Source organism: Stenotrophomonas maltophilia group sp. RNC7, assembly GCF_030910085.1.
GTDB classification, from domain to species: domain Bacteria; phylum Pseudomonadota; class Gammaproteobacteria; order Xanthomonadales; family Xanthomonadaceae; genus Stenotrophomonas; species Stenotrophomonas sepilia.
The window spans coordinates 24,116-50,807 of the sequence record NZ_JAVFVN010000889.1 but is presented as its reverse complement, the minus strand read 5'-3'; the positions used below and the strand labels follow the sequence as shown (position 1 = coordinate 50,807).

The following is a 26,692-nucleotide window of genomic DNA, read 5'->3' as shown; positions in this document are numbered from 1 at the left end:
TCAGAAGGCTCCGATCAGGTAGACGAAGGTGAAGACGCAGATCCACACCAGGTCCAGGAAGTGCCAGAACAGGCTCAGGCACGAAACACGGGTGATGTTGGTCGGGGTCAGGCCACGGCGGTAGACCTGGTGCATGACCACCGCCATCCAGATCAGGCCACTGGCGACGTGCAGTCCGTGGGTGGCGACCAGCGCGAAGAACGCCGACAGGTAGGCACTGGTGCTCGGGCCCGCGCCTTCGTGGATCAGGTGCGAGAACTCGTAGATCTCCATGCCGATGAACGAGGCACCGAGCACGAAGGTCACGCCCAGCCAGCGCAGCACCGCCGAGGCATCGTGGCGATGCATGGCCAGCACGGCCTGGCCGTAGGTGATGCTGGAGACCAGCAGCAGGAAGGTCTCGGCCATCACGAACGGCAACGAGAACAGCTCCTTGCCGGTGGGGCCGCCGGCGTAGGCGATGCTGAGCACCGCGTACGAGGCGAACAGGGAACCGAACAGCACCAGGTCGGACATGAGGTACACCCACATGCCGAACACCTTCATGCCGCCCTGTTCGTGGCCATGGTCGTGCTCGTGGTGGTCCTCGTGCGCCTGCGTGTCGCTGGCCAGCTCCGGGCGGGTCAACAGGTTCATGCGCGTACCTCCTTCAGCTTGGCAAGGTTGGCCGCTTCGGTGCGCGCCACCTCTTCGGAACTGACGTAGTAATCCACGTCCTCATCGTAGGACCGCACGATCAGGGTCACGATCATCGCGATGAAGCTGGCTGCGGCCATCCACCAGATGTGCCAGACCAGGGCGAAGCACAGCACCAGGATCCAGATGTTTAGGATCAGCGGCACGCCGGTGTTCTTCGGCATGTGGATCGGGGCGTACGTCTTCGGCGGCGGCGGCAGGCCGCGCTTCTTCGCTTCGTGGAAGGCATCCAGCTCATCGGCCTTGGGCACCACGGCGAAGTTGTAGAACGGCGGCGGCGACGGCGTGGCCCATTCCAGCGTGCGTGCGTTCCACGGATCGCCGGTCAGGTCCAGGTTGCGCTTGCGGTCGCGCACGCTCACGTAGATCTGCACCAGCATCAGGATGATGCCCGCGAACACGAACAGTGCACCGATGAAGGCGACGATCAGGTACGGCGTCCACGCCGGGTTGTCGTACTGGTTCATGCGGCGGGTCATGCCCATGAAGCCCAGCATGTACAGCGGCATGAAGGCCAGGTAGAAGCCGATCACCCAGCAGGCGAACGACCACTTGCCCAGGCGCTCGTTGAGGGTGAAGCCGAACACCTTCGGGAACCAGTAGGCGAAGCCGGCCAGGTAGCCGAACAGCGCGCCGCCGATGATGGTGTTATGGAAGTGGGCGACCAGGAACAGGCTGTTGTGCAGCAGGAAGTCCGCGCCCGGGATGGCCAGCAGCACGCCGGTCATGCCACCGATGGTGAAGGTGACCAGGAAGGCGATGGTCCACAGCATCGGTACGCTGAACTCGACGCGGCCGCCGTACATGGTGAACAGCCAGGTAAAGATCTTCACGCCGGTGGGGATGGCGATGATCATCGTCATGATGCCGAAGAAGGCATTGACGCTGGCACCCGAGCCCATGGTGAAGAAGTGGTGCAGCCAGACGATGAACGACAGGATGCCGATCGCCAGCGTGGCGCCCACCATCGACTTGTAGCCGAACAGCTTCTTGCGCGCGAACGTGGCGGTGACTTCAGAGAAGATGCCGAACGCCGGCAGCACCAGGATGTACACCTCCGGGTGGCCCCAGGCCCACACCAGGTTCACGTACATCATCGGGTTGCCACCCAACGTGTTGGTGTAGAAGTTGAAGTCCAGGTAGCGGTCCAGGGTGAGCGCACCCAGCGCCACGGTCAGGATCGGGAAGGCGGCGATGATGATCACGCTGGTGACCAGCACGGTCCAGGTGAACACCGGCATCTTCATCAGGGTCATGCCCGGCGCACGCATGCGCAGGATGGTGATGAACAGGTTGACGCCGGTCAGCAATGTGCCGATGCCCGAGGCCTGCAACGCCCAGATGTAGTAGTCAACGCCTACGCCCGGACTGAACTCGATGCCCGACAGCGGCGGATAGGCCACCCAGCCGGTCATGGCGAACTCGCCAACGCCCAGCGAGATCATCATCAGCGCAGCGCCAACCACGAAGATCCAGAAGCTGAAGGCGTTGAGGAACGGGAACGCCATGTCGCGTGCGCCGATCTGCAGCGGCACGATGATGTTCATCAGGCCGACCACGAACGGGGTGGCCACGAAGAAGATCATGATCACGCCATGCGCGGTGAAGATCTGGTCGTAGTGCTCCGGTGGCAGGAAGCCATCACTGCCTGGCCCGGCCGCGGCCAACTGCGCGCGCATCATCAGCGCGTCGGCGAAGCCACGCACCAGCATGACCAGCGCCACTACCACGTACATGATGCCGATCTTCTTGTGGTCCACGGTGGTGAACCAGTCGCGCCAGAGCACGCCCCATAGCTTGAAGTACGTCACCGCGCCAAGCAGCGCGAGGCCACCCAGCACCATGGCCGCCAGCGTGACCACGACGATCGGCTCGTGCAGCGGCACGGCCTCCCACGTCAATTTACCCAACATGTTCGTTACTCCTGGGAAACCTGGGCACCACCGGCAGCACCCGCCGGGGACGCAGCAGCGGTGTTCTCACCGACGCCGATGAACTGGTCGATGACCTTCTTGAACAGCAGCGGTTCGACGCTGGAGAAGTGCTGCACCGGCGCGTTCTTCGACGGTGCGGCCAGCGCCTTGAACTGGTTGAAGTCCAGCGCCTGTGGTGCGCTGCGTACCTCGGCCACCCAGCGCTCGAACTCCTCGTTGCTGCTGGCGGTGGCAATGAACTTCATGTTCGAGAAGCCATGCCCGCTGTAGTTGCCGGACATGCCACGGAACTGGCCGGGCTCGTTGGCGATCAGGTGCAGCTGCGTGCGCATGCCGGCCATCGCGTAGATCTGCCCACCCAGCTGCGGGATGAAGAAGGTATTCATCGTCGAGTTGGAGGTGATGTTGAACGCCAGCGGGCGGTTGGCCGGGAAGTTGAGCTGGTTGACCGTGGCGATGCCCAGGTCCGGGTATACGAACACCCATTTCCAGTCGGTGGCGATCACGTCCACGTGCAGCGGCTCACCGGCCACGTCCAGCGGCTTGTACGGGTCCAGTTCGTGGGTCGACTTCCACACGATCACCGCCAGGCCGGCAATGATCAGCAGCGGCACGCCCCAGACCACGATCTCCACCTTGGTGGAGTGCGACCAGTCCGGCGTGTACTTCGCCTTGGTGTTGCCGGCGCGGAAGCGCCAGGCGAATACGAAGGTCAGCACGATGGCCGGTATCACCACGATCAGCATCAGGCCGATGCAGATCAGGATCAGGTCGCGCTGGGCGAGCCCGACCATGCCCTTCGAATCCAGCAGCACCCAGTCACAGCCCGACAGGCCGACGCAGGCCAGGGCGACCAGCGCCAGGCGGATGCGGTTCCAGCAGATATTCATTGGAGGTCAACCCTGTTGAAGAAGCGCGCTTGACCGGCTCGCCTGCGCGCAGCGCCCGGGCGTGGAGCGGCTACACTGTGGGTACGAGGTCGCCTACAAGAGAGCGATCCACTCCAATCAAGCCCATACAAGATACATGATTGTATGGACTTGTGCATCTGCACGTATGGAAAACTGACCGATGACGCCACCTCCCGCCGGCCGCCGCCTGAAAAACCCCAATCGCACCTGGGTTCGCCCCTTCCGCGAGGGCGCTGGCCCGCTGTACCTGCAGATCGCCCAGCAGGTGCGCGAGGCGGTGGATGACGGCGTGCTGCGCCCGGGCGACCGGCTGCCGCCGCAGCGCGACCTGGCCCAGCAGGTGGGCGTGGATCTGACCACGGTCACCCGTGCCTTTGCCGAGCTGCGCCAGGCTGGCCTGCTGGATGCGCAGGGCGCCGGCGGCACCTTCATCGCGCTGTCGGCCGGCAACCGCAGCACCTCGGTGGACCTGAGCATGAACATCCCGCCGCTGCTGGGCAGCGCGCCGTTCGCACAGGGCATGGAGGCCGGTTTCCAGCACGTGGGCCAGCAGCTGGGCCAGGGCGAACTGATGAGCTACCACGTCGGCGCCGGCACCCGCGAGGACCGCGCCGCCGCCGTGCAGTGGCTGTCACCGGTGCTGGGCACGGTGGGTGCCGACCAGGTGGTGATCTGCCCCGGCGCGCAGACCGCACTGTGCGCACTGATCCTGGCCCGCACCCAGCCGGGCGAGCTGATCGCCGCCGAGCAGCTGACCTACCCGGGCCTGCTGGCCGCCACGCGCGTGCTGCAGCGGGGTGTGGTGCCAGTGGCGATGGACGCCGAAGGCATGCTGCCCGAAGCGCTGGAAGAGGCCTGCCAGCTACGCCGCCCGCGCCTGCTGTACCTGGTACCGACCATCCAGAACCCGACCACGGCGACGATGTCGGCACAACGCCGGCAGGCCCTGCTGGCGGTTGCCAAGCGCCACGATCTGACCGTGATCGAAGACGATCCCTACTGGTTGCTGGCCGGGGACGCCGCACCGCCGCTGGCCGCCCACCGCGACGCCGGCTGCCCGGTGTATTACATCTCCACCCTGTCCAAATGCCTGGCACCGGGCCTGCGCACCGCTTACCTGGTGGTGCCGGCCGGCGAACCGATGGAACCGGTGCTGGACGCCCTGCGTGCGATCGCGCTGATGCCGACCCAGTCGATGGTGGCGGTGGCGTCGCAGTGGATCCGCAGCGGCCAGGCCCAGGACATGGTGCAGCGCTTCCAGCAGGAGCTGCGCGAGCGCCAGGCGATTGCCGCGCAGTACCTGCCGTCCCGCGCGCGGGCGCACCCGGCCGGCCTGCACGTATGGCTGCCGCTACCGCCGCGGCTGGACCAGTACCGGCTGATCCAGGCCGCACAGGAACAGGGGCTGGGCATCGCCAGCTCGGACGCCTTCAGCGTGGAGGAACCGCCACCGGGCAACGCCATCCGCCTGTCGCTGGGCGGCGCGGTCGACCAGGATGCGCTGGCCGGGGCGCTGGCCAAACTGAACGAGATCCTGTCTGAAGCCCCCGAGGCCCGGCACAACGCCATCGTCTGAACCGGGCGCATGGCGCCACATCCATACAAGATGATATTTTGTATTCAATGTATGGATGAAGGGACGTGCATCGATGCGCGCCGAGAGACTGAAGTTCCACCTGGTAATGGCCGGCTGTGGTGGCTTTGTGGTGTTGATGCTGGCCGCGCTGGCCTGGGTCTGCCTGCAGCCGCAGACCGTGGATGTGCAGGCCGCCGAGCGCCACGCCATCGAGCAATGCGTGCAGCGCAGCGAGGATCCGTCGCGTAGCGAGATCCAGCGTCGCGCGCAGGCCGACTCCTGCCGCGAGATGCGCAAGCAGTACGTGCACAAGTTCGGCGGGGACGCGTCCTGATGGGCGCAGCCGCGCCGCGCCGCCGCTGGCTGCTGCCGACGATGATCGACCTCGCCTGCCTGTTCATGGCCGGCGTGGCGGCTGCGCTGTGGCAGTACTTCGGCTACAGCGCGCAGTCGACGTTCACCGAACAGGCCATCGTCTTCGACGACTCGCAGCTGCGCCTGCCGTCCGATCTGGCCGGTGATACCGGCCGCATCCGCGTGGTGCACTTCTGGGACCCGGCGTGTGCCGTCTGCAACCGCGAAACCGGCGCACACCTGAGCTACCTGATCAGCATGTACCGCCGCGCCGGCATCGACTTCTATGCGATCCGCCGCCCCGGTACCCACGGCGAACTGCCTGAGCCGCTGCGCAACAAGGTGATCAACCTGCCGACCATCGACGGCATCGAACACATCCCGGCCAGCCCTGCCGTGGCGATCTGGGACCGGCAGGGCCACCTCGCCTATGCCGGCCCGTACAGCATCGGCATGGTCTGCAACTCGGCCAACAGCTTCGTCGAACCACTGCTGGACAGACTGGTGCGCGGCGAAACCGTGCGCCCGAAAGGACTGCTTGCCGTGGGCTGCTACTGCCCCTGGCAGGCCAAGCGCTGAGGACGCGCAATGACACCACTGACGCTGGCCGCTGTGGCCGCCACAAGCAACAACGGCGGTCACCTGTCCGAACCGACCGATGGTTATGGACAGGCTCCCGCCGTTGGAAGCAACGATACGCCCCGACATGCTCCGTACATGCCGCGACCGGATGTCGCAGCCCGCGAATGGGTGCAGGACGTGCTCGCGCACAACGGGCCGATCTACCTGCGCATCGTCAATTCGCTGGAGCGCACGGTGCGTCGCGGTGGTCTTGCACCAGGACAACGCCTGCCCTCGCAGCGCGCGTTGGCGCAGCAGCTCGGCGTCGACCTGACCACGGTAACGCGGGCGTTCGACGAAGCGCGCAAGCGCGGCCTGATCGAGGCGCGCGGGCCACAAGGCAGTTTCATCGCACCACCCAAGGCCGGCTTCGACCAGGTGGTGGACCTGAGCATGAACGTGCCGCCGGTGCCCGATGCCGATGCGCTGGCCGAGACCCTGCGCCGCGGTGCCGCCGCCGTGCTTGCGCGCAGCAACGCGCCGAACCTGATGACCTACCACCTGGGCGGCGGCAATCCCACCGACCGCCACGCGGCAGCGCGCTGGCTGCAACCGATGCTGGGCGCGGTGGAGGATGCCAGCCTGTTGCTGACCGAAGGCGCGCAGGTGGCATTGGCCGCGATCCTGCTCAGCCAGGGCCGCGATGGCGACGCGATCCTGTGTGACACGCTGGTCTACCCGGGGCTGCTGCAGGCCGCCGGGGCGCTTCGGCGGCGGCTGGTACCGGTGGAAGGCGATGAGTACGGGATGTGCCCCGAGGCACTGGTGAGGCAGGCGCGCGGGAGTGGCGCGCGGCTGGTCTATCTCAACCCCACCTGCCAGAACCCGACCGCGCTGACGCTGTCGTTGCAGCGGCGCGAAGCGCTGGCACGCGTATTGGAAAGCCAGGGCCTGTTGGCGGTCGAGGATGATCCTTACTGGCACCTTGCCGAAGAGGCACCCATACCGTTGGCAACGCTGGCACCGCGCCACGTGTTCCATGTGGCGACGCTGTCGAAGGTGATCAGCCCCGGCCTGCGCACGGCCTTCGTGCGCTGCCCGGGTGCCGCGCACGCCGAGGCGATGGCTTCGGCCTTGCGCTCCACCCGGTTGATGGGGCATCCGCTGGTGGCGGCGCTGGCCAGCCAGCTGCTGCTGGATGGTTCGGCGCAATCGCTGCTGGCGCAGGTGCGCAGCGAAGCGCACGAGCGCATGCGCATGGCGCGCTACCTGCTGGCGCCTTCGCTGCTGCTGCGCGCCGAAGGCCTGCATGCCTGGTGCCGGGTACCAGCGCCATGGACTGACGCCACCCTGGTGCGTACCGCACAGCTGCAGGGGCTGGCGATTGCGCCATCTTCGGCGTTCTGTCCGCCAGGGGTCTCGCACCAGAGCGGCGTGCGGTTGTCGCTGGGGCTGGCGGCGGACCGCCGACAGCTGGAGAGTGCGCTGCGACGGATTGATCGGTTGTTGTTGTCGGACGCGTTGCCGGCGATCGAGCGGTAGCCCTGGAATGGGATGTGCCGACCAACGGTCGGCACCCACCCGACCGGTAGTGCCGGCCGCTGGCCGGCGGAAGACTCCTCAGCACGGTTGGAATGTGCCAGCCAACAGTTGGCACCCACCCGACCGGTAGCGCCGGCCGCTGGCCGGCGGAAGATTCCCCGGCACGGTTGGAATGTGCCAACCAAGGTTGGCACCCACCAAAGCAGGGTCAGGCCAAGGCGGAGAGGGCCTGCACCAGCGCATCCATCTGCTGCGGCCGGGTGAACACCGACGGCGTCACCCGCACGCAGGCGCCGGAGTCCAAGCCGTCGCGATGGGTGGTGAACACGCGATGTTCGTCCAGCAGGCGCTTCTGCAGCGCGATGTTGTCAGCCACGCTGGTGCGCCCGCGCAGGCGGAAGCTGGCCAATGCACTCGCCAACGCCGGATCCGGCGAAGACAGCACTTCGATGTGCGCCATCTGCCGCGCCGGCAGCGTCCAGCGCTCGCGCAGGTAACGCAGGCGCGCCTGCTTGTTGTCCGCACCGATGCGCTGGTGCAGGGCAATCGCCTCCGGAAGTGCCAGGTAAGCGGCGAAGTTGACCGTGCCGGTATGTACGCGGCTGCCCACGCGGCCGTCGTCGGTCTCGCCCATGTACGGGTCGAGGTCCGCAACGCGGCCCCTGCGCACGTACATCGCGCCGACACCGACCGGTGCGCCGATCCACTTGTGCAGGTTGATGCCGACGAAATCGGCCTTGAGCTGCGGCACCGCGTAGTCGATCTGGCCGAACCCGTGCGCCGCATCAACGATCACGTCGATGCCGCGTGCCCGCGCACGTTCGGCGATTTCGGCCACCGGCAGCACCAGTCCATGGCGATGGCTGACCTGGGTCAGCAGCACCAGTTTCAGGCGTGGCAGCCGCGCGAACGCGGCCTCGTAGGCCTGCAGGATCTGCGCATGGTCGGGCACGGCCGGCAGCGCGATGCGCTCGACCTGCACGCCGCGGCGCTGCTGCAGCCAGCGCATCGCGCCGATCATGCTTTCGTAGTCGATGTCGGCGTACAGCACCTGGTCGCCAGGCTGCAGGCGGTTGTAGCCGCCGATCAGCGCCAGCATCGCCTCGGTGGCACCGCGGGTGAGTGCGATCTCTTCAGCGCTCACGCCCAGCAGTTCGGCCACCTGCCGCTGCACCGCCATGTACTGCGCCGGGAACTCACGGCGGCCATACCAGGCATTGCCTCGGTTCACTTCAGCGGTGTGGCGCTGGTAGCTGGCCAGCGTCTCGCGGCCCATCGCGCCCCAGTAGCCGTTCTCCAGATGGTTCACTTCGTCGGTGACATCGAAGTGGCTGGCCACGGCGGCCCAGTAGTTTTCATCGCGGGCCAGCACGTCCGGCGCCACGGTCGTTGCGGGAATCTGCATGGACGCAGCGTAACGCGTGGCAGCCATGGCCGGCGGTGAAGAAAGTGCGGCTGCGGCCGGCAGCAAGGCGCCGGCACGCAACAGGGAGCGGCGGGCCGGGTCCATCAGAAGCTCAGCCGGTACTGTGCGTACAGGTTGGCACCGTCGGTGTCGTATGGCGCGTTGCGCGAGTAGACCAGGCCGCGACTGGCCTGGAAGGTGGCTTCGTCCGGATAGCGGTCGAATACGTTGTCGGCACCGACGCGCAGGCTGTGATGTTCGTTGATGCGATAGCCGACGGCCAGGTCGAGGAAGCTCATCGCGCCGAAGCGCTGGTAGATATCGCCCACTGCATTGCCGCTGGAATCGGTCCAGGCGCCGTAGTAGCGCATGCGTGCCATCAGCGACCAGGCGCCGATGTCCCAGCTGCCGGTCAGGCTGCCCTTGTGCTCGGGCAGGCGATCCTCGAACAGCACGCGCTGGGTTTCGTTGGTGGCCACCGAGGTGCTGCCGTTGTCCACGCGGGTGCGGTTGTAGTTGTAGGCCAGGGTCAGCGTCATGCGGCCGGCGCCGAGGTCGCGCAGGTAGTTGCCGACCACGTCCACGCCGGTGGTGGTGGTATCGAAGTCGTTGGTGAAATAGTTCACCGAGGTATAGCCCAGCGGATTGGGCGTACCGGCCGGAATGGCGAAACTGGCCGACTGGCTGAAGCGGTCGCTGAGCTTGATCTGGTAGACATCCACCGAGCCGGACAGGCCCAGGTCGGTGCGCCAGGTCAGGCCCAGCGACGCGGTACGCGATTCTTCCGGCTTCAGCGGCCTGGCACCGAGCAGCTGCGCCAGCGGATCGTTCGGCGACAGGCGGCCACTGGTGAAGATCTGCAGCGTGCGCGTATCCAACCCCTGGGTGGTGCTGGTGGTGTTGAGCTGCGCCGGCGTCGGCGCACGGAAGCCGCTGGACACGGTGCCGCGCAGGGCCACGTCCGGGGTGATCGCGAAGCGCGCCGAGAGCTTGCCGTCCAGCGTGCTGCCAAAGCTGGAGAAGTCCTCGTAGCGGCTGGCCGCACCGATGCTCCAGCGCTCGCCCAGCGGCACTTCCATATCCACGTAGGCCGCCTTGCTGCGCTGGCTCCACTGCCCGGCCTGGCTGGCCGAGAAACCCGGAGCGCCGTTGGAATTGGCCTCCAGGCCCGCGGCCGCGCCCGGACCCACCGCGTACGAGGCCGGGTCACCGGCACGCACCTGGTAGGTCTCCTGGCGGAACTCGCCACCGAAGGCGACGTTGACCGGCTGGGACAGCGCGGCCACGTCCCACTCGTAGCTGAAGTCTGCGTTGGCGTTCTTCTCGGTCTGGGTCAGGCGGCCAAGATCGAACGCGGTCGGGCTGGCCGGGCCGAGCGAAGCGTTGATGGAGTTCTTCAGGCTGTAGTCGATGGCGTTGCGGCCATACGAGGCGCTGACATCCCAGCGCAGCTTCGGCGTGATCTCGCCGCGCAGGCCGCCGACCAGCTGCAGGTCGTTCTGCGTGTTGCCGTACCGCGGGCTGAAGCCGACCGGATACAGCGAGCGCAGGTTCCAGCCGGGGAAGATGGTGGTGGTGCGATAGGCGCCGGTGGTGGTGTCCGGGTTGCGCCAGTTGAAATCACTGACGCCATCGCTGTGGCTGTACAGGCCGAACGCATACAGCTCCAGCGTGTCGTTGGCATGGGCCTTCACGTTGAAGCCGACGCGGCGGCTTTCCAGTTCCGGCTGGCCCCAGCGCTGCACCGGATTGGGCACCTCCAGCTCCGGATGTGCAGCCTGGAAGGCGATCGCGTCCGGGCGCTGGCGGGTGCGCGAGGTGGCATCGGAGTTGGACGATTCGGCGAACAACACCAGGCTGCCGTAGTCGCCCAGCGACCAGCCGGTGCGTGCGCTGAAATCGCGCGAGGCGCCATCGCCCTGCGCATACTGCGAGTAGCCGGCGGTGATCTCGGTGCCGGGCCCCTCTTCGAGGATGATGTTGATGACACCGGCGATGGCATCCGAACCGTACTGCGCCGACGCACCATCGCGCAGCACTTCGATGCGCTTGATCGCACTGGTGGGAATCTGTGCCAGATCAGCCGCCTGCGCACCGCGGTTGCCGAGCAGCGCGCTGCGATGGAAGCGGCGGCCGTTGACCAGCACCAGGGTCTGATCCGGCGACAGGCCACGCAGGGTGGCCGGGCGCACGAACACCTGGCCGTCCGCCATCGGCAGGCGCTGCACCACGAACGATGGCACCAGCTGCGCCAGCACGTCCTTCAGGTCGGTGGATTCAACGGACCTGATGTCTTCCTTGGTGAACACATCCACCGGCGCCAGCGTTTCGAACTGGGTGCGATTGGACGCGCGGGTACCGGTGACCAGCATCGCGTCGAGCTGGGTGGGCGCGGCGCGGCTGCCGCCGGCGGCATCGACCGCATCGGCCTCCGCTGCGATCGCGCCTCCTGCGCTGGCCATGCAAAGGGCAAGGAGGATGGAACGCGAAAGCTTCGAACGATGCACGGCAGGGCTCCGGGAGGACGCGGCAGGGCCAGCACCTGCGGGGGTAGCGCAGGCCTGGACAAGGCGCGCAGTCTCGGCGCGATCTGTGAAGGAGGCATGACGTCAGTGCGACAGCTTGAATCCGCACAGGCGCAAGAACTGCTAAACGCCGCGCCTGCCGATCCGCTACTGTGCCCAGCATCGGATTCAAGGAACGGCAGGATGAGCGCGGCAGGCAAGGCGTTGTGGTACATCGAAACCCATGCGGACCAGCCACTGGCGCTGGCCGACATTGCCGCTGCGGCGGGCCTGTCGCCATTCCATCTGTCGCGCCTGTTCCAGGCCCGCACCGGCACCTCGGTGGTGCGCTACCTGCGCGGGCGCCGCCTGACCGCTGCCGCGCAGCAGTTGGCCAACGGCGCCGGCGACATCCTGCAGGTGGCGCTGGATGCCGGCTATACCACCCATGCCGCCTTCACGCGTGCCTTCAGCGAACAGTTCGGGCAGACGCCGGAGCGCGTACGCGAACAGGGCACCGATGGCCTGGCGCTGGTACAGGCGATCCGCGTGGACGACGCGCCGGCGCCCTGTGGTGAAGCGCCGCGACTGCTCGATACGCCCGCGTTCCAGCTGGCAGGCGTCGGCATGCGGCATACCCGCGACAGCAGCGGCGCGATTCCGGGCCAATGGGCCCAGCTCAACCGCGAGTGGCCGACGCCGGCAACGGTCAGCTTCGGCGTGTGCTGCAACAGTGATGACGATGGTAGCTTCGACTACATTGCGGCACTACCGGCAAGCACGGTGCCGAGCGTGCCTGCGCACTGGCGACGCGTGGACATCCCGGCGCGCCGCTACCTGGTGGCTTGGCACGGCGGACACATCTCGGCCATCCGCTCGACCTGGTTCTGGTTGCTGGATCATTATCTCCCTGCGTCCAACCTGAGCCTTGCCGATGCGCCGGATCTGGAGCGCTACGACGCCCGGTTCGACGAGCACACCGGCCAGGGCGGCGTGGAAATCTGGCTGCCCGTCGACGACCGTCGCCACTGACAAGGAGTTGAAGATGCGCATGACCGCTGCTGTGCTGGGAGCGATGCTGATGGTGTTCGCGAGCACCGGCGCCGCCCGCGAAAGCGGGGTGGCCGGCGAGCGCCACGGCACAACGACGCTGGCCAGCGCCGCCGTGCGCGACGCAGAGCACCGCGACGCGCTGCGCTACACGGTCTGGTATCCGGCACTTGCAGGCAGCCGGGAAACCGCGCTGACCATCGGTCCACCCGACGCGCCGCTGTTCGAGGTCGGCCGGTCGTCCAAGGATGCGCCGGTCGCGGGTGATCGCCTGCCGACCCTGCTGCTCTCCCATGGCAACGGCGGCAGCGCGCGCATGATGGGCTGGCTGGGCACCGCGTTGGCGCGGGCAGGCTATCTGGTGATCGCAGTCGATCATCCGGGCAACAACGGCGTTGACAGCATGACCCTGCCCGGCAGCGTGCTGACCTGGCTGCGCGCCGATGACCTGCGTGCCGCACTGGCGGCTGTGCAGGCCGATCCGGTGCTGGGCCCGCATGTCGATCCTGAGCGCCTGGGGGTCGCCGGGTTCTCGACCGGCGGCTACACCGCACTGTTGGCGGCCGGCGCGCGACCGGACCTGCAGCGACTGCTGGCCTTCTGCACGGCGCATCCGGATGACGGCGTCTGCCGGCCCCAGCAGGAAGCGGCAACGCACACGATGGAGGCGCGCGTTGCCGCTGCGGCGTCGCCCGAGCTGTCGCCGTGGATGTCCCACGCCAACGACGCACGCGCCCTTCCCGGCGTGCGCGCGGTGTTCCTGCTGGCACCGGCAATCGTGCAGGCCTTTGCGCCCGAACAGCTCTCCTCGCTGGAACAGCCGGTGGCGATCGTACTGGGCGAGGCTGACACGGTTGCGCCACCGCAGAGCAATGGCGAGGCTGCGCGTGCGGTGATTGCGGGCGCTGCACTGCAGGTACTGCCCGGCGTCGGCCATTACGATTTCCTCGCCGCATGCACCCCGACCGGACAGCGGCGGCTGCAGGACCTGTGCAGGACGTCGGTGCCGAAGGCGCAGACCCACGCGCAGGCAGTGGACGCCGCAATACGATTCTTCAACCAGTCACTGCGCTAGTGGCCGCCGGGCAGTCCCCAGCGCTACAGTGAGCGCGTCCATGGAGAATCGGTCATGCGCCTGCTTCACCTCACCCTGCCGGTGTCCGACGTCGCCACCGTCGCCGCGTATTTCCACGATGTGCTGCAGCAGCGCGTGGTCGGCAACCATGTGCACATCGGCTGGAGCACGATCGAACTGCAGGCGGCGGGTGATCACCCCGTCGGTGGCGTGCACCTGGCCTTCAACGTACCGGACAACCGCTTCGGCGAGGCGATGGCCTGGTTGCGCGAACGTACCCCGCTGCAACGTAATCCTGAGGGCCTGGATTACTTTGCGCTGGAAAGCAGCTGGCAGTCACAGTCGGTGTACTTCACCGGCCCGGACGGCCTGATCCTTGAACTGATCGGCCGCCGTCGCTTGCCGGCCAGCGCGCGCGAAGGCGTGTTCCATGGCAGCGAGCTGACCTGCCTGAGCGAGGTTGGCCTGCCCAGCCACGATGTCGATGCGGTGCGCGAACAGTCCAGCCAGCGCTTCGGCCTGCAGCCGATCAGCCCGCCGTCGCCGCAGTTCGCGCCGATGGGCGACGACGAGGGCCTGCTGATCATCGTCGCCGCCGACCGTCGTTGGTTCCCCGAGCAGAAAGACCTGCCCAATGCGCAGGGCGTGCAGCTGCAGGTGGGTGATGTGAGCGGCAGCGGCGAGCTGCGCGATGCGGCGCTGGGCTGGCGGGTGTGGGCGGCCTGAACTACCAGCTGCCCGAAGCGCCGCCGCCGCCGCTGCGACCACCACCACCGGACCAGCTGCCGGAACTGCTTGAGGACGAACTCGACGACGAGGTGCTGGACGAGGAACGGTAGCCTTGGGACGACCTTCGTCCGCTGCGTGCTTTTTCGCCGGGCAGCAGGGTGAACACCCAGATGAAGTACAGGAACAGCGTGCTTGCGCTGGACACGATCGTCGCCAACACGCGTGCGTTCTCGTCGCTGGCCCGGTCGATGGCCAGCAGCGCGCCCAGCGCATAGCCGCCGGTCAACAGCACCAGCACCACCAGGCGCACGGCGAAGCTGTTGCGGTTCTTCCGCCAGCGCGCGCGGCCGGCCTGCACCAGGAAGAACACCAGCATGGCGGCAATGGCGACCGCCAGGTTCAGCAACGTGTGCAGGGCAAGGCTGGGCGGCAACTGACCACGGACCAGCATCACCACAAAGAAACCGATACTGACGGCCAACATGCCGCACAGCACGATGCGCACACCACGGCTGCGACGCCAGCACCACCCCAGCAGCGCCGCCACCGGTACGGCGGGTAACAGCACGAAGAACAGCGCAGGCAGCACATGCCGCGGCAGCAGCAGCGTCGCCGAAACCAACCCAGCGGCCATCACCGCCGTTACCAGCAACGGCCTGCCCCAGGCAGGCAATGTCGGCCAGTTCGGCCTGGGCATTGCCGCATTGGCTGCCAGTGCCTTGCGCCGCCGCTCACGGCGTTTACCGCTGGACTCGGCCTCGGTCCTGGTGGCCAGCAGGCGCGGCGGTGATCGCCACAGACCGGCCAGGAACCCCACCAGCAACGTCAGGGCAACGACCGAATCCCCTGTGCGCCAATCCGCAGGCAACAGGTTGCGTGCGGATGAATCCTGCTCGGGCGGCAGCGGCTCGCCATCGATCAGCGCCACCAGCACCTTGCTGCCGTCCAGCATGCCCCGGTCCAGGTCTCCTTCGCGCAGGCGCGGCACGATGGCTTTGTCGATGATGCGCGCGGCATAGGCATCGGGAATGGTGCCTTCCAGGCCATAGCCGGTCTGGATGCGTACGCGCCTGTCCTGTACCGCCACCAGCAGCAACACCCCGTCATCGACACCGGCGCGGCCCAGCTGCCACTGGTCGAAGACACGCTGTGCATAGGCTTCGATGCCGTCATCGCCAACACTGGGCACCACCAGCACCTGCAGTTGCGCGCCTTTGCGTGCCTGCAGCTGCAATGCCTGCTCGCGCAGCGTTGCGCGGGTGCTGGCGGACAGCGCGTTGGCGGTGTCCACCACCGGGTCGTCCAGTGCCGGAATCGGGACCGCCGCCAGCACTGGCAGCGGCAACAGGCAGAGCAGCAGTGCCAGCCCTCCCCACTGCCATGCGTTGCGCCACCGCAGCACCCGGCTCATGTGGACGCCGTGCCTTGCATTGGCGGCGTGCTGTGCATCATGCGAAACGGCATCCGTGTATGTCCTTGCCCCATGAACGGAAAAGCCGGCCGGATTACTCCGGCCGGCCTCCTTTACCACACACATCTTCACACGCAGCGGTCAACGGCCCATGGCCACTCGCTGCTGCTCGTCCTGCACGTGTTGCTGCGAAGGCTCGTGCTTGGCCAGCATTGCAGCGCTGGTCTCCTGCAGGCTAGGTGCCGTCTGGGTCATGTCCACCGCAGTACGGAAGCCGGGAACGGTGCCCACGACGAAGGCCTTGCCATCCTGCACGGTGACGCCCTGCAGCTTTTCCGGCGAATCGATGCCGGCGGCCTTGGCCTGGGCGGTCACATGCGCGCTCATCTCGTTGCAGATCATGCCCGGCATGTGGCTGCGGATCGCATTGTGCAGCGGCGTATCCGGATGCGCCTTGTCGCCCAGTTGCGGCCCCTTCGGCGCCGCCTCGGCATGGCTGCGGCCTTCGGCCAGCTTGCCCAGCGTCGCCGGACCCGCCACGCCATCGGCGGAGAGCCCGTGCTGCTTCTGGTAGGCGATCAGTGCGTCCCTGGTATTGGCACCGAACTTGCCGTCCTCGCTCAGCGGGTTGCCTTGGCCGTCGCGCACGCCCAGGCGGTTGAGTTCCTTCTGCAGCGCAGTCACTTCCTCGCCCTTGGCCCCCTGGCGCAGCACACCGTTGTGGTCGGCGTCATGCGAATGGCCACCCTTGCCGGTTTCCTTCAGCTTGCCGTGGTCCCAGAAGTCCTGCGGGCTGATCAGCTTGCCGTGCGGATCCTTCAACTGATAATGCACGTGCTGGGCATACTGACCCGCACCGCCCGGGCCACGGCCGCCCATGGTACCGATCGGCTCACCCGCCTTGATCGGCTGGCCTTCCTTCACCTGGGTCGACTGCAGGTGCAGGATCTCGTGCGAGTTGCCCTGTGCATCCCTGATCTTCACCGTACCGTAGTCGCCACCGACGAACGTCACCGTTCCGGAGATCGGCGCGTTGACGGTCGGGTGCTGCAGATTACGGCCGTGCTGGCCGCCGACATAGTTGAAGTCGGTGCCTCCGTGCGGCTTGTGCGCGCGGTGTTCGCCGAACTCGCCGGTAATGTGCGGCTTGACCCCGTTCTGCGGGGGCAGCATCACCTGCATCGTCTGCTCGAAGGTGCGGGTCTGGCCTTCGGCATGCACCGCTGCCGGCTTGGCCTGCGCGTGCGTGGCCGCAGCTACGGCGGGGGCCGCGTGGCTGCCCTGGGACTGGCCGTGGGTCAGTCCCAGGCGCTGCTCCACGAACCGCTCGTACTTGTCCACGTACGGCATCACCTTCTTTTCAGACAGGGCGAGGCCGCCGTAATCGCGGGTCGGACCGTCGTGGTGGTACTTGTAGATGTACTCCTCACCCTGGCCGCGCTTGTGCGCCAGCGTGCGGTTATCGATGTAATGGTCAACCAGTGCGTCGGACTGTGCGCCGACGTCGAAGCGGTTGCGGTTGTTGAGGTGGTAGTGGTTGCCGGTCTTGTCGATGAACTGGCCCAGGCCCGAGGCCGAGGTGGTGCCAGCGGCGGCATCGGGGTTGAAGCCCGATTCAACGCGGGCGATGGCCAGTACGTGCGCGGTTTCGCGCGGGGTCAGGCCCTTCTCGCGCGCCGACTCGATGATCGTGTCGATCACCCGTGACTGTACTTCCGGGGTCGCATCGCCCCACCGGCGGGAGTTGCCATGCAGGCGGCCGTCGCTCTGGTCGATCGGCTCGCGGTAGTGGCTCCACGGTTTGATGCGGTCACTGCTGTAGGCCGCCCCGCGGGGCTGGACCATGTCCTGGTAGATGTCTGCCATGTCTGTGCTATCCATTCTATGAAAAGGGGGATTTCCTTAAGGGGTACTGCTCCTGGTACTTCTGGTACTGCGGTACTGCAGTGCTGCGTTCACAGCGCGCGTGCGACGTCCTGCCGCTGCGCTCAGTCTTCGATGTAGTTCACCTCCGGGTGCTTGATGCCGAGCGAGTCGATCAACTTCTCGTACTCGTCGTTGTTGGGCTCCTGCTCCTCGCCTTCCGCGCCGCGCAGCGGCGGTGTGCTGTGGGTCAACTGGCGGCCACTGGCGTCGTACAGGTAGTACCACTCGCAGAAGCTGCAGCCGAACGGCAGTTCACCGTACTGCACGACGAAGTACGGCGTACCGCTGCGGTCCTGCACGCAGGCCAGGCCAACGGCGGTATAGCCGTCCATCTCCTTGGGCGCAGCAATGGCCTGGCGTGCGCCGTCCTTTTCAATTTCCAGCGTGGTCAGCCGGGAAGCGTCCGTGTCTTGGGTGGGCTGGGCCGCCAGGTGCAGGCGGGTGCCTTGGCAATCGATATGCATGCCGGTCTCGTCGCGCGTAAGAGGGGTGGAATGGTCCGCAACGGCAGCCGCAGGTGCGGCCGGCGTCGCTGCCGGGTCAGTGGAAGCAGGGGCCGCCGGTACAGCCGCCTCAGGGCCGCTGCAGGCAGCAAGCATCAGGGCCAGCACGGGGGCAACGGGAGACAGACGCATGCGGGGCTCCTTGGGTGAATCACACGACCGCCCGCAGGCGGTCGCTCAGGGGTCAGATCGATTCGTCCTCACGCTTGACCAGTTGCCAGCACGGCTTCTGGGCAAAGGTGTAGATCTGCTGGTCGCTGGTATCGGGGGTGCGCATCTGCACCTGTACCTGGCCATCGGGCAGGCGGGTGACCTGCATCTCGCGGCCCTGGCGCTGCAGCGTGACCGGGTCCGGCATCACCGGCCATTCGACCTTGGCAAGCGGCACCTTCTCTTCCACCTTGCGTGGCTCCGGCTCGGCTTCGCTGTCGATGTGGCTGTCCAGCAGCGGATCGGCAGTGGACGTTTCCTGCAGCGCGATCTCGTTGCCGAAATGCTTGAGGAAGTCGTCGAAGACCGGATGGGGGCAGCTGGCAGACGCGTCTGCCGGGGCCGCGGCAACCGGCGTGGCCGGCGCCGTGGCGGCGGCCGTGCTGGTCGCAGCCGGTGCGGCGGCGTCAGCGGGGGCCGCCTGGGGCGCAGGCTTGCAGCCGGACAGCGCAAGCCCCAGGGCAAGCGCAAGCAGGGCAACGGGGCGGAGCTGGTTCACGGGATCCTCCTGATTCCGGGCGGTCGCGCGCGGTTCCGGCGCGGTAGGGAGGCAAGGATAGCCATGCCTCGGTCAATTCAGTTTCAACATCCGCTGTCAGGAATATCCCGACATGCTGAAATGAGACTAGTATCACACTAATACTGAAATCAACGTCATCGCAGCAGCCGTTAGACTACGCCGCACACGCTTCGATCCTGGCCCCATGCGCGCATTCCTGCTTGCCCTCTCCCTGCTGGTGCCAATGCTGTGGCCTGGTGGTGTGGCCGCGCTGGAGGTCCGGGAAGGCGATCTGCTGTTCGTCACCGCCGGCCATGCCGGCCTGAGCGCGGCCATCGACGATGCCACCGGCAAGCAGGGCGCGCCCAGCTTCGATCACGTGGCCCTGGTCGCTGCGGCGCCAGACGGCTGGGAGGTACTGCATGCGGACGAGAAAGGCTCGCGCCGGCAATCGCTGGTCGAGTTCCGCCAGGACGCCCGGGCCAAGCAACGGCAGGTCGTGGTCTATCGCCTGCACGCATCGCAGCAGGCTGCCATCAAGGATGCGGTCGCGACCGCACGCACGATGCTGGGCAAGCCCTACAACACGTCGTATGTGTTGAACGAGGACAGCTACTACTGTTCGGATTTCATCGAGCGCGCGTTCCGTGCGCACCATGTGTTCGCACTGCAGCCGATGAACTTCCGCAACCCGAAGACCGGGCAGATCGCACGGCACTGGGTCGATCTCTACCGCGCCATGGGCATGGAGGTGCCGCAGGATCAGCCGGGCACCAACCCGAACGACATGTCAGCAGCGCCGGTGCTGCAACGCATCGGCGTGCTGGAATAAGCGAAGCCCCGCACGGGGCGGGGCTTCGCGCACCACAGGAAGTGGGTGCCGAAGTCACTCTTCCTCGTCCTGCCCACCCTGCTGCTGGTTGCGCTGGTTGCGCTGCTGCTGTTCCTGCTGCTGTTGCTGCTGCTGGTCGCGGCCACGACCCTGCTGCTGATCCTGCTGGTTCTGCTGGCCCTGCTGCTTCTGGTTCGGGTTCTGGTTCTGCTGTGCCATGTCCGTTCTCCGAAAGCCACGCGCGGAATGCGGTGGACGGGGCCATCGTCTGCAGCGGAGAGTTAATCGCGCGTGGGTGGGCGGCTACACGGATGTGTACGCGCGTGAATGAACGGGCAAGGCCCCTTGCGGCACAAGCCGATGAAGGATTCATATGGGTTCGGCATGTGCTCATGCCGTCAGCGCGACTGTGCGCATTCATGGCGCGCTCTGTCGGAAACACGCGCTGAACGGAGCTGGCGTCCTGCTCGCGCACGGACGCCAGCCCTGCACTCACGGCATCACCGGCGGCACATACGCCAGCGTCATGCCCAGCAGCCACAACAGGCCCAGCACCAGCGGGATGTGCACCAGCAACTGGATGAAGGTGAAGCCCACGATGTCGCGTGCCTTCAGCCCCAGCACGCCCAGCAATGGCAGCATCCAGAACGGATTGATCAGGTTCGGCAGTGCTTCGGCCGCGTTGTAGACCTGCACGGCCCAGCCCAGGTGCGCCTTCAGTTCGTTGGCGGCCTGCATCACGTACGGCGCCTCGATGATCCACTTGCCGCCACCGGACGGCACGAAGAAGCCCAGCACCGCCGAGTAGACGCCCATCACCAGCGCGAAGCTATCGGTGCTGGCCACGTGCACGAACAGGCTCGACAGCCGGTGCGCCAGGGTCTGCCCGTCACCACCGGCGGCGTGGGTGAGGATCATCGCGATACCGCCGTACAGCGGGAACTGGATCAGCACGCCGGTGGTGCTCGGCACCGCCTTGGCCACCGCGTTGAGGAAGCTGCGCGGGCGCCAGTGCAGCAGCAGGCCCAGCGAAATGAACAGGAAGTTGTAGGTGTTGAGGTTGGCGATGGCGGTGACCACCGGCTTGTTGGCGAACTCGTTGAACAGCCAGCCGAATGCCAGCAGCGAAAGCAGCACGGTCAGCAACGGGCTGTATTCCAGCCATTCGCCTGGGCGCGTGCGTCGCTGCAGCGGTTCCGGCTCGGCCTGCGCAGCGCCGGGGAACTCCTCGGCAGTACGCGCACTGCCGGCCGCAGGCGCGGTCAGCCAGGCGATCAGCAGCGAGACCAGGATCAGCACCGCGGTCAGGGCGATCGACTGCCACAGGAAGATGGTTTCGGTGAACGGCAGCACGCCGGTGATCTCCACCAGCCCCGGCGGCATGCTGGCCGGGTTGGCCTGGAGCTGTGCGGCCGAGGAACTCAGCCCCATGGCCCACACCGCGCCCAGGCCAAGATAGGCCGACGCACCGGCCGCGCGGTAGTCCATGCGCAGCTCGGTACGGCGGGCCAGCGCGCGGACCAGCAGGCCACCGAACACCAGCGAGAAGCCCCAGCTGAGCAGCGAGGCGAGCATGCTGACCAGGCCCACGTACACCACCGCACCGCGGCCGGTGCGTGGCACCCGGGCCAGGAAGTCGATGAAGCGCGCGACCACCGGCGCGGTCGCCACGGCGTAGCCGCCGATGACCACGAAGGCCATCTGCATGGTGAAGGGGATCAGGCTCCAGAAGCCGTCACCGAAGGCGCTGGCGGTGGCCTGAGGGGTCGAACCGAAACCCATCGCGGCCAGCGCGACGATGACCACGCCCAGCACTGCGAATACGTACGCGTCGGGGAACCACTTTTCCGCCCAGGCGGCCGAGCGCAGCGCTGCGCGCGCCATCCAGCCATCCTGTACTGCTGCCGTCGAGGCCATCGCCTACCCTCCCAGGTTCGATGGATCGATTCTGGGCGGTGGGGTGCAGGCTGTCAGCCACCTATTGGTCGTAGGTGGCGGAAGGCCCGGCGCTGCGCGCCGCCGCCCGAGCGTAGGCTCGGGCGCTACGGAAGCACTGTCAGCTGTAGAGCCGAGCCCACGCTCGGCTGCGCTTCTCAACGCAGCGCCAGGTCCACGGCTATACCGGCGAACAGCGCGGCGCCCACCCAGTTATTGTGCAGGAACGCCCTGAAACACGGGCCGCGCTCGCGGTTGCGGCAGATCCAGAATTCGTACACCACCAGTACCGTAGCCACGGCCACGCCGGCCAGGTAGTAGCCCCCCAGCCCGCCGCGCACGCCAACCAGCGCCATGGTGGCCAGGAACAGCGCGTACAGCACGCCCTGGATGACCAGATCGAGATCACCGAACAGGATCGCGGTGGAGTGCGAGCCCATCTTCAGGTCGTCCTCGCGGTCGACCATCGCATACCAGGTGTCGTAGGCGGTCGACCACAGGATGTTGCCGGCATACAGCAGCCAGCCCAGCATCGGCACTTCACCCTGCACGGCGGCGAACGCCATCGGGATGCCCCAGCCGAACGACATGCCCAGGTAGACCTGCGGCAGATGGGTGTAGCGCTTCAGGTACGGGTAGCTGGCAGCCAGGAACACGCCGATGAAGCTCAGGCCGATGGTCAGCCCGTTCAGGGTCAGCACCAGGCCGAACGCCACCAGCATCAGCACCGCGAACAGCGCCAGCGCGGCGCGTCCGCTGATTGCGCCGGTGGCCAGCGGACGCGCCTTGGTGCGCTCCACGTGCGGGTCGAGCCAGCGGTCGGCGTAGTCGTTGATGACGCAGCCGGCCGAGCGGGTCAGCCACACGCCGGCGGTGAACACGAACAGCGTCCACAGCGGCGGCAGGCCGCCGGCAGCCAGCCATAACGCCCACCAGGTGGGCCACAGCAGCAGCAACGTGCCGATCGGGCGATCAGCGCGCATCAGACTCCAGTAATGCCGCCAACGCGGCGTCGCCGGCGACTGCGGCGAAGTGAGGGGGGTATCAGCCATGGCGATAGGATACTCCTGCCCCTCTGGCAGGGCTTTGCCGGTGGGGGGAGATTTGTTCGACGAAACTGGATAGAATGCCGGTCCCGCACCGCCTCATGGCGCTGCGATGCCCGCCCCGGCACTGGCCGACGGCGCGGCGGTTCTACAACGCGCCCGTAGCTCAGCCGGATAGAGTAGTGGCTTCCGAAGCCATTGGTCGGGGGTTCGAATCCCTCCGGGCGCGCCATTTTTCCTTCGTTGCCTGGCCGGCGCGCCGCCAGAAATGTCAGGGAATGAACGTTGCCGAGCGATGTTCGCAACCGGCTGCATCCTGTACCACGATGGAGTAATTCGCGCCCGCGCTGGATGCGCCGGGCAGGAACAGGCCATCACCATCGAACAGAACGCTCTGCTGTTCTTCCTGCCCGATCGACAGCCCGATCGCTCCCGGTGTGATTTCCTCAAGGATCACGTTGTAAGGCCGCCAGGCATCCTCGCCTGTGCGCCTCATCTCTGCGCGAGCGGTCCTTGGGTTCAACCTGCGTCTCTCATCCACCCACAGCTGAAGCGGCTGATCAGCATTGTGGGTGACCTGGAAGCGCCCGTAGGTCAGTCCGTCGACGCTCTCGGTGCCGACGTAGGTGAAATGGGCCGGCGGACACTTCGTGGTGCGGCTCGGATGCGCCGCACAGGATGTCAGTGCAACCACGAGGCAAAAGGCGTTCAGGTGCTTCATGGCTTCGAGGCCTGACGTGGGTGGTTGTCGCGGCGGTGTTCGGCAGTGAGGGCAACCAGCACTACGCCCCAGAGCGGCGTGAGCAGCACGACGCTCATCACCGTCAGCGAAACCGGTACCTGCCAGAGCAGCGATGGGCTGAATCCGCTGAATCTATAGGCTTCCAGTACAAGCACCACGACCTGGGCCAGAAGGCCCGCGAGCAGCCCCAAGCCAGCCCCCTTGGCAAGCCGCCTGATCGTCAGGCGGCCCGCGGCGGGAACCCGTGCGCAGATTCCCAGCAACAAAAGGCTGACGGCATACAGCCAGAAGAAAACCTGATGTGAGTCGAAGGCGTAAAGCGCCCTGCCCACAAAGTGCAGGAACAGCCAGAGTGCTCCACACGACACCGCGTAGGCCAGCCCGTACCGAAGAATCTGCCTGGCTTTCATCTTGTACCTCTCCGAGGGCGTGCAGCCCGATCGCGTTCCTTTGTGGAGGAGTGCGGGAGCTCATGCACCTTGCCTCCCGCTTGGCGCCCTACTCGCGCAAGGCATCGCGCAGCGCTCGAGAGTACCTGCCTGCCTCCAGCGTTCGCAGCTGGGCCAGTGGAATCCGATACCTCCTGAACAGTGCGGCCAGTTCCCAGACCTCCTCCTCCAGAACCGCATCTGGATCCAGGGGTAGATAGATGACATCCCCTCTGCCGACTACATTCCCGATGCAGCCGATTCGACCAATCCACTCGAAGAAGCACCGTTCATCCTGTTGAGAAAAGAAAATTACCCTTTTCGCTTCAAGGTCCATGGTAAATCACCGTCCATTCAACCAAATTATTTGGATTACCCGCCCTATTCCAACCTTTGCGCTGATTACTCTGGAGCGGCGACAACGAACAGAGCTGTCAGCGCGCTGCAGAACATCCCGAGAAGACACTGGTGGGCTTCTCCTTCAGGCTCACAGCGATCACGCAGCCCATGGGATGCTCCGGCACCTGCACGCGCATCTGCAATCACACTTCTTCATTCAACCTCCCCCCTATCTCGTAGAGGAGGCAGGCCAGGGCGGAAAGATGTTAGGCCAGTGGTTCCTGCTGCCCCAATGCGACTCTTTGAATATCAGATTAGTCATCGAAAGACTTCCAACTTCAAGCTCCACCCGCTCACCGCCCATGGAGTGGCGTTCCAACCATGGCACTCGACTATAGCGCCGCCGAGCATCGACCGAATACGTTGGCGGGCTTCTCCCGAAGGCTCACGGCAACCACCCGTTGCTTCTGCTCACCGCAGCCCCCCATCACCCCATACACGATGAGAAGTCCCCTGTCGTTGACGTAGCCGATGAACTTGCCCCTACTTTCATCCGAAGCGGCCCTGACGAGATAGACGCTCTCCCCGGGCGCTGGCTTCAGGTCACTCAACGGCATTGGACCGATCTTCCCTTCAACCTCTGATGCCGAGACAACGACCAGCGAATGCTCCAACATCCACTTCGCAATGGCTGCCTCACTATCAGGATCAAGCGTGGAAATGCGGTCAAGCGGCAGCGTCGTTGAATTGCCAGGGAAGATCGCACCGGACGAAACATCGACCCAGTCCGACCTCCATTCCGTATGTTGAAACTGATGAATGCTGCAGCCCCCCAGCATTGGCAAGAGCAGCACCGCTACACGCAAGATGCCAGCCTTCGGCATGGACATGAGAGCCCCAGAAAGGGCCGGCCAAATGTTAATTACCATCTGCAACCCGTTCTGCAAAACGATTCAGGGACTGCACCTCGCGCCCAAGATGGTATGTCATTTCTTGACTTCCCTATCATGGGCTGGCACTTGGCGTGTCGCTACGCTGCTCCGGATTTGCGGCAGCGTGCGCAGTCGAAGCACCTGGCCTGCGCGCATAGCTGTAATCGGCATCCCGGCAGGCGCGCACGATCGGACTTCGTGCGTGCCTGATCACGCCCGGGAACCAGCACAGCATCAGCACTACCAGACAGATCATTCCCAGCCGTACCCATTCACCCGCGACACTGGCCCCGATCAGCGGCAATGCCGCCACAAGGATGACGACCTGTGTGTACAGAAGATAGAGCGTGTACGTGCCCAACCGCGGGTCTGAACGAAGCTCCACGCGCCCCCCCCGGCACGACGTCTTTGCTTGACGCCTTCCAGCAAATCGCAGGGGAAAGCGCTGCCCGCTAGCGCCACAAAGTGGGCAGATGAAGGTCATCAGGCGCATCGGTAAAACCTCTTTTCAGAAGTTTCCATCAGCAGGTTCCATCTGCGGCGTCGACCATACACACCACATCATCAAACCTCGGGTCCTGGCACATCATTTCCAGTGGTGTCCGATCAAGCTCATTCCGTGCGTGTGGGTCTGCACCATAGGAGATAGGCCGCAGCCGCGAAGCTGCCATGTGCCACCGCGCTTGCCAGCGGCGTCAGATCAAGATCGCCATGCACATCGATGGTGGTCACGAAGGGCATCAATGCGCTGAGGAGGGCCACATCGTTGTAATAGGCCACCACATGCAGGGGCGTGTCCTCATAGGCTCCTTGGGTCTCCGGACAGGTCAGCACCGTATCGCCGAAGTCAGTGTCGACACCGAGCCGGGAAAGCAGTTCGCTGAGTACAGGATCCATGATGTTCATCGGGCTGCACGCACGGTAGAGCCCATTGCGTTGGCCCGATGGTGGTCCGTCCTGTAATCCATCTCTCCGTCAGCTCCCTGCCGGCCCACATGACCCACAGCCCGTCCCAGCTCAAGCCAAGCGGTGAGTGCGCCGTGGAGCGATGCCCTCAACTGATCACTCCGCACTCACGATGGATTTGTGTAGAAATGAAAATTCCCTCCCCATCCGGCGTATCCATCTGCTGTTGCCCCCGTGATCGATAGCTCGATCGCCCCGGGAAGCTCTGCTCAAGAATCATGATTTGACAGGAATCAACCGGCCTTCCCAAGTGCCATCTACCAGAAGTGCAATCTCCGCACCGACAGAGGCCTCAATGAAGACCAAGGTGTCGCCATCGACGATTTCCCGGGCAGCCACTGGGTCTAAACCAAGGAGGAAGCAACACCGCTGGAACTCAAAGGAATCATCCTTTCGATTGAAGACCTTAAGATCGAGCACGACATTCTGGCTAGAGAAACCATCAATGCTCGCTTTTCTGACTCGACCAAAGACTAAATCATAGGATCCCTGCGAAGAATCATCAAACAGAGAAACGGTCACACCTGACACCGGATCAAGACGAATTCCAGCCAACTGGAAATCATGAATATCAATACTCATAGGC

At 65.7% G+C, this 26,692-nt stretch carries 26 protein-coding genes and 1 tRNA gene; 9 read left to right on the top strand and 18 right to left on the bottom strand.

What is annotated here, in order from left to right:
- Genes cyoC through cyoA form a run of 3 tightly spaced genes read right to left on the bottom strand, consistent with a single transcriptional unit; the run spans position 1 to position 3,520 of the window.
- Entirely contained in the window at positions 1-636 is a 636-nt protein-coding gene (gene cyoC, locus RCF13_RS22995) for a cytochrome o ubiquinol oxidase subunit III (protein ID WP_134967956.1), read from the bottom strand.
- A complete protein-coding gene (cyoB, locus tag RCF13_RS22990; RefSeq protein ID WP_134967957.1) occupies positions 633-2,609 on the bottom strand; it encodes a cytochrome o ubiquinol oxidase subunit I in 1,977 nt (658 codons plus the stop codon). Before cyoB ends, cyoC begins: the two co-directional genes overlap by 4 nt.
- 5 nt (positions 2,610-2,614) lie before the next feature.
- A complete protein-coding gene (gene cyoA, locus RCF13_RS22985) occupies positions 2,615-3,520 on the bottom strand; it encodes a ubiquinol oxidase subunit II (RefSeq protein WP_014648731.1) in 906 nt (301 codons plus the stop codon).
- Between the two features lie 181 nt (positions 3,521-3,701).
- On the opposite strand from cyoA, the gene RCF13_RS22980 reads away from it, so the two are divergent.
- The 4 genes from RCF13_RS22980 to RCF13_RS22965 all read left to right on the top strand — a co-directional run bounded on the left by RCF13_RS22980 (position 3,702) and on the right by RCF13_RS22965 (position 7,574).
- Complete coding sequence (locus RCF13_RS22980; RefSeq protein ID WP_134967958.1) at positions 3,702-5,117, top strand: PLP-dependent aminotransferase family protein; 1,416 nt, start codon at positions 3,702-3,704, stop codon at positions 5,115-5,117.
- 73 nt (positions 5,118-5,190) lie between these two features.
- The gene (locus RCF13_RS22975) at positions 5,191-5,451 is read left to right on the top strand and encodes a hypothetical protein (RefSeq protein WP_014648733.1); all 261 of its coding nucleotides are present in this window, start codon (positions 5,191-5,193) and stop codon (positions 5,449-5,451) included.
- Complete coding sequence (locus tag RCF13_RS22970; protein ID WP_134967959.1) at positions 5,451-6,050, top strand: DUF6436 domain-containing protein; 600 nt, start codon at positions 5,451-5,453, stop codon at positions 6,048-6,050. Before RCF13_RS22975 ends, RCF13_RS22970 begins: the two co-directional genes overlap by 1 nt.
- 9 nt (positions 6,051-6,059) lie before the next feature.
- Positions 6,060-7,574, top strand: coding sequence for a PLP-dependent aminotransferase family protein (locus tag RCF13_RS22965; protein ID WP_134967960.1), 1,515 nt, complete (start codon positions 6,060-6,062; stop codon positions 7,572-7,574).
- A 208-nt stretch (positions 7,575-7,782) separates the two neighbouring features.
- On the opposite strand, the gene RCF13_RS22960 is transcribed toward RCF13_RS22965, so the two are convergent.
- The gene (locus tag RCF13_RS22960; RefSeq protein ID WP_061479732.1) at positions 7,783-9,084 is read right to left on the bottom strand and encodes an aminotransferase class V-fold PLP-dependent enzyme; all 1,302 of its coding nucleotides are present in this window, start codon (positions 9,082-9,084) and stop codon (positions 7,783-7,785) included.
- Positions 9,084-11,486, bottom strand: coding sequence for a TonB-dependent receptor (locus tag RCF13_RS22955; RefSeq protein WP_134967961.1), 2,403 nt, complete (start codon positions 11,484-11,486; stop codon positions 9,084-9,086). Before RCF13_RS22955 ends, RCF13_RS22960 begins: the two co-directional genes overlap by 1 nt.
- Before the next feature lie 201 nt (positions 11,487-11,687).
- Between RCF13_RS22955 and RCF13_RS22950 the strand changes: the two genes are divergently transcribed.
- The 3 genes from RCF13_RS22950 to RCF13_RS22940 are packed head-to-tail and all read left to right on the top strand — an operon-like array spanning position 11,688 to position 14,334.
- Entirely contained in the window at positions 11,688-12,515 is an 828-nt protein-coding gene (locus RCF13_RS22950; protein ID WP_134967962.1) for an AraC family transcriptional regulator, read from the top strand.
- Positions 12,516-12,528: 13 nt separating this feature from the next.
- Positions 12,529-13,608 (top strand): alpha/beta fold hydrolase, encoded by a 1,080-nt coding sequence (locus RCF13_RS22945; RefSeq protein ID WP_134967963.1) that lies wholly within the window; start codon positions 12,529-12,531, stop codon positions 13,606-13,608.
- A 54-nt stretch (positions 13,609-13,662) separates the two neighbouring features.
- Positions 13,663-14,334 (top strand): VOC family protein, encoded by a 672-nt coding sequence (locus RCF13_RS22940; protein ID WP_072167984.1) that lies wholly within the window; start codon positions 13,663-13,665, stop codon positions 14,332-14,334.
- A 1-nt stretch (position 14,335) separates the two neighbouring features.
- Here the strand turns inward: RCF13_RS22940 and RCF13_RS22935 are convergent, their stop codons facing one another.
- The 4 genes from RCF13_RS22935 to RCF13_RS22920 all read right to left on the bottom strand — a co-directional run bounded on the left by RCF13_RS22935 (position 14,336) and on the right by RCF13_RS22920 (position 18,886).
- A complete protein-coding gene (locus RCF13_RS22935) occupies positions 14,336-15,748 on the bottom strand; it encodes a TPM domain-containing protein (protein ID WP_134967964.1) in 1,413 nt (470 codons plus the stop codon).
- Between the two features lie 141 nt (positions 15,749-15,889).
- Complete coding sequence (locus RCF13_RS22930; RefSeq protein WP_134967965.1) at positions 15,890-17,614, bottom strand: peptidoglycan-binding protein; 1,725 nt, start codon at positions 17,612-17,614, stop codon at positions 15,890-15,892.
- Between the two features lie 122 nt (positions 17,615-17,736).
- Entirely contained in the window at positions 17,737-18,309 is a 573-nt protein-coding gene (locus RCF13_RS22925) for a hypothetical protein (RefSeq protein ID WP_231352367.1), read from the bottom strand.
- A gap of 52 nt (positions 18,310-18,361) precedes the next feature.
- Positions 18,362-18,886: a hypothetical protein gene (locus RCF13_RS22920; RefSeq protein ID WP_231352368.1), complete on the bottom strand. Its 525-nt coding sequence runs from the start codon at positions 18,884-18,886 to the stop codon at positions 18,362-18,364.
- A gap of 244 nt (positions 18,887-19,130) precedes the next feature.
- Between RCF13_RS22920 and RCF13_RS22915 the strand changes: the two genes are divergently transcribed.
- Positions 19,131-19,718 carry a YiiX/YebB-like N1pC/P60 family cysteine hydrolase gene (locus RCF13_RS22915; RefSeq protein ID WP_229298579.1) on the top strand — a complete coding sequence of 196 codons (588 nt, stop codon included), beginning with the start codon at positions 19,131-19,133 and terminating at the stop codon, positions 19,716-19,718.
- A 54-nt stretch (positions 19,719-19,772) separates the two neighbouring features.
- Here the strand turns inward: RCF13_RS22915 and RCF13_RS22910 are convergent, their stop codons facing one another.
- The 3 genes from RCF13_RS22910 to ubiA all read right to left on the bottom strand — a co-directional run bounded on the left by RCF13_RS22910 (position 19,773) and on the right by ubiA (position 22,705).
- On the bottom strand, positions 19,773-19,937 hold the full coding sequence (locus RCF13_RS22910; protein ID WP_005414774.1) for a hypothetical protein: 165 nt from the start codon (positions 19,935-19,937) through the stop codon (positions 19,773-19,775).
- Between the two features lie 273 nt (positions 19,938-20,210).
- On the bottom strand, positions 20,211-21,635 hold the full coding sequence (locus RCF13_RS22905) for a TIGR00366 family protein (RefSeq protein WP_180869447.1): 1,425 nt from the start codon (positions 21,633-21,635) through the stop codon (positions 20,211-20,213).
- 176 nt (positions 21,636-21,811) lie between these two features.
- A complete protein-coding gene (gene ubiA, locus RCF13_RS22900) occupies positions 21,812-22,705 on the bottom strand; it encodes a 4-hydroxybenzoate octaprenyltransferase (RefSeq protein WP_049454031.1) in 894 nt (297 codons plus the stop codon).
- A 149-nt stretch (positions 22,706-22,854) separates the two neighbouring features.
- On the opposite strand from ubiA, the gene RCF13_RS22895 reads away from it, so the two are divergent.
- Positions 22,855-22,931, top strand: a tRNA-Arg gene (locus tag RCF13_RS22895).
- 39 nt (positions 22,932-22,970) lie between these two features.
- On the opposite strand, the gene RCF13_RS22890 is transcribed toward RCF13_RS22895, so the two are convergent.
- The 6 genes from RCF13_RS22890 to RCF13_RS22865 form a co-directional block, all read right to left on the bottom strand.
- The gene (locus tag RCF13_RS22890) at positions 22,971-23,420 is read right to left on the bottom strand and encodes an adhesin (RefSeq protein ID WP_134968244.1); all 450 of its coding nucleotides are present in this window, start codon (positions 23,418-23,420) and stop codon (positions 22,971-22,973) included.
- On the bottom strand, positions 23,417-23,851 hold the full coding sequence (locus tag RCF13_RS22885; protein ID WP_005420072.1) for a hypothetical protein: 435 nt from the start codon (positions 23,849-23,851) through the stop codon (positions 23,417-23,419). The genes RCF13_RS22890 and RCF13_RS22885 overlap by 4 nt, the downstream gene beginning before the upstream one ends.
- 88 nt (positions 23,852-23,939) lie before the next feature.
- Positions 23,940-24,206: a hypothetical protein gene (locus tag RCF13_RS22880; protein WP_134968245.1), complete on the bottom strand. Its 267-nt coding sequence runs from the start codon at positions 24,204-24,206 to the stop codon at positions 23,940-23,942.
- Positions 24,207-24,600: 394 nt separating this feature from the next.
- Positions 24,601-25,098, bottom strand: a complete 498-nt coding sequence (locus RCF13_RS22875; protein ID WP_229298494.1) for a hypothetical protein — start codon at positions 25,096-25,098, stop codon at positions 24,601-24,603.
- 654 nt (positions 25,099-25,752) lie between these two features.
- Positions 25,753-26,037 (bottom strand): ankyrin repeat domain-containing protein, encoded by a 285-nt coding sequence (locus RCF13_RS22870; RefSeq protein WP_134968247.1) that lies wholly within the window; start codon positions 26,035-26,037, stop codon positions 25,753-25,755.
- A 285-nt stretch (positions 26,038-26,322) separates the two neighbouring features.
- On the bottom strand, positions 26,323-26,688 hold the full coding sequence (locus tag RCF13_RS22865) for a hypothetical protein (RefSeq protein WP_134968248.1): 366 nt from the start codon (positions 26,686-26,688) through the stop codon (positions 26,323-26,325).
- Positions 26,689-26,692: the final 4 nt, after the last annotated feature.

Bases quoted from the DNA above. Each gene is read 5' to 3' on its own strand.
- cyoC (WP_134967956.1), bottom strand. From the start codon at position 636: ATGAACCTGTTGACCCGCCCGGAGCTGGCCAGCGACACGCAGGCGCAC.
- cyoB (WP_134967957.1), bottom strand. From the start codon at position 2,609: ATGTTGGGTAAATTGACGTGGGAGGCCGTGCCGCTGCACGAGCCGATC.
- cyoA (WP_014648731.1), bottom strand. From the start codon at position 3,520: ATGAATATCTGCTGGAACCGCATCCGCCTGGCGCTGGTCGCCCTGGCC.
- RCF13_RS22980 (WP_134967958.1), top strand. From the start codon at position 3,702: ATGACGCCACCTCCCGCCGGCCGCCGCCTGAAAAACCCCAATCGCACC.
- RCF13_RS22975 (WP_014648733.1), top strand. From the start codon at position 5,191: ATGCGCGCCGAGAGACTGAAGTTCCACCTGGTAATGGCCGGCTGTGGT.
- RCF13_RS22970 (WP_134967959.1), top strand. From the start codon at position 5,451: ATGGGCGCAGCCGCGCCGCGCCGCCGCTGGCTGCTGCCGACGATGATC.
- RCF13_RS22965 (WP_134967960.1), top strand. From the start codon at position 6,060: ATGACACCACTGACGCTGGCCGCTGTGGCCGCCACAAGCAACAACGGC.
- RCF13_RS22960 (WP_061479732.1), bottom strand. From the start codon at position 9,084: ATGGACCCGGCCCGCCGCTCCCTGTTGCGTGCCGGCGCCTTGCTGCCG.
- RCF13_RS22950 (WP_134967962.1), top strand. From the start codon at position 11,688: ATGAGCGCGGCAGGCAAGGCGTTGTGGTACATCGAAACCCATGCGGAC.
- RCF13_RS22945 (WP_134967963.1), top strand. From the start codon at position 12,529: ATGCGCATGACCGCTGCTGTGCTGGGAGCGATGCTGATGGTGTTCGCG.
- RCF13_RS22940 (WP_072167984.1), top strand. From the start codon at position 13,663: ATGCGCCTGCTTCACCTCACCCTGCCGGTGTCCGACGTCGCCACCGTC.
- RCF13_RS22935 (WP_134967964.1), bottom strand. From the start codon at position 15,748: ATGAGCCGGGTGCTGCGGTGGCGCAACGCATGGCAGTGGGGAGGGCTG.
- RCF13_RS22930 (WP_134967965.1), bottom strand. From the start codon at position 17,614: ATGGCAGACATCTACCAGGACATGGTCCAGCCCCGCGGGGCGGCCTAC.
- RCF13_RS22925 (WP_231352367.1), bottom strand. From the start codon at position 18,309: ATGCGTCTGTCTCCCGTTGCCCCCGTGCTGGCCCTGATGCTTGCTGCC.
- RCF13_RS22915 (WP_229298579.1), top strand. From the start codon at position 19,131: ATGCTGTGGCCTGGTGGTGTGGCCGCGCTGGAGGTCCGGGAAGGCGAT.
- RCF13_RS22910 (WP_005414774.1), bottom strand. From the start codon at position 19,937: ATGGCACAGCAGAACCAGAACCCGAACCAGAAGCAGCAGGGCCAGCAG.
- RCF13_RS22905 (WP_180869447.1), bottom strand. From the start codon at position 21,635: ATGGCCTCGACGGCAGCAGTACAGGATGGCTGGATGGCGCGCGCAGCG.
- ubiA (WP_049454031.1), bottom strand. From the start codon at position 22,705: ATGGCTGATACCCCCCTCACTTCGCCGCAGTCGCCGGCGACGCCGCGT.
- RCF13_RS22890 (WP_134968244.1), bottom strand. From the start codon at position 23,420: ATGAAGCACCTGAACGCCTTTTGCCTCGTGGTTGCACTGACATCCTGT.
- RCF13_RS22885 (WP_005420072.1), bottom strand. From the start codon at position 23,851: ATGAAAGCCAGGCAGATTCTTCGGTACGGGCTGGCCTACGCGGTGTCG.
- RCF13_RS22880 (WP_134968245.1), bottom strand. From the start codon at position 24,206: ATGGACCTTGAAGCGAAAAGGGTAATTTTCTTTTCTCAACAGGATGAA.
- RCF13_RS22875 (WP_229298494.1), bottom strand. From the start codon at position 25,098: ATGTCCATGCCGAAGGCTGGCATCTTGCGTGTAGCGGTGCTGCTCTTG.
- RCF13_RS22870 (WP_134968247.1), bottom strand. From the start codon at position 26,037: ATGGATCCTGTACTCAGCGAACTGCTTTCCCGGCTCGGTGTCGACACT.
- RCF13_RS22865 (WP_134968248.1), bottom strand. From the start codon at position 26,688: ATGAGTATTGATATTCATGATTTCCAGTTGGCTGGAATTCGTCTTGAT.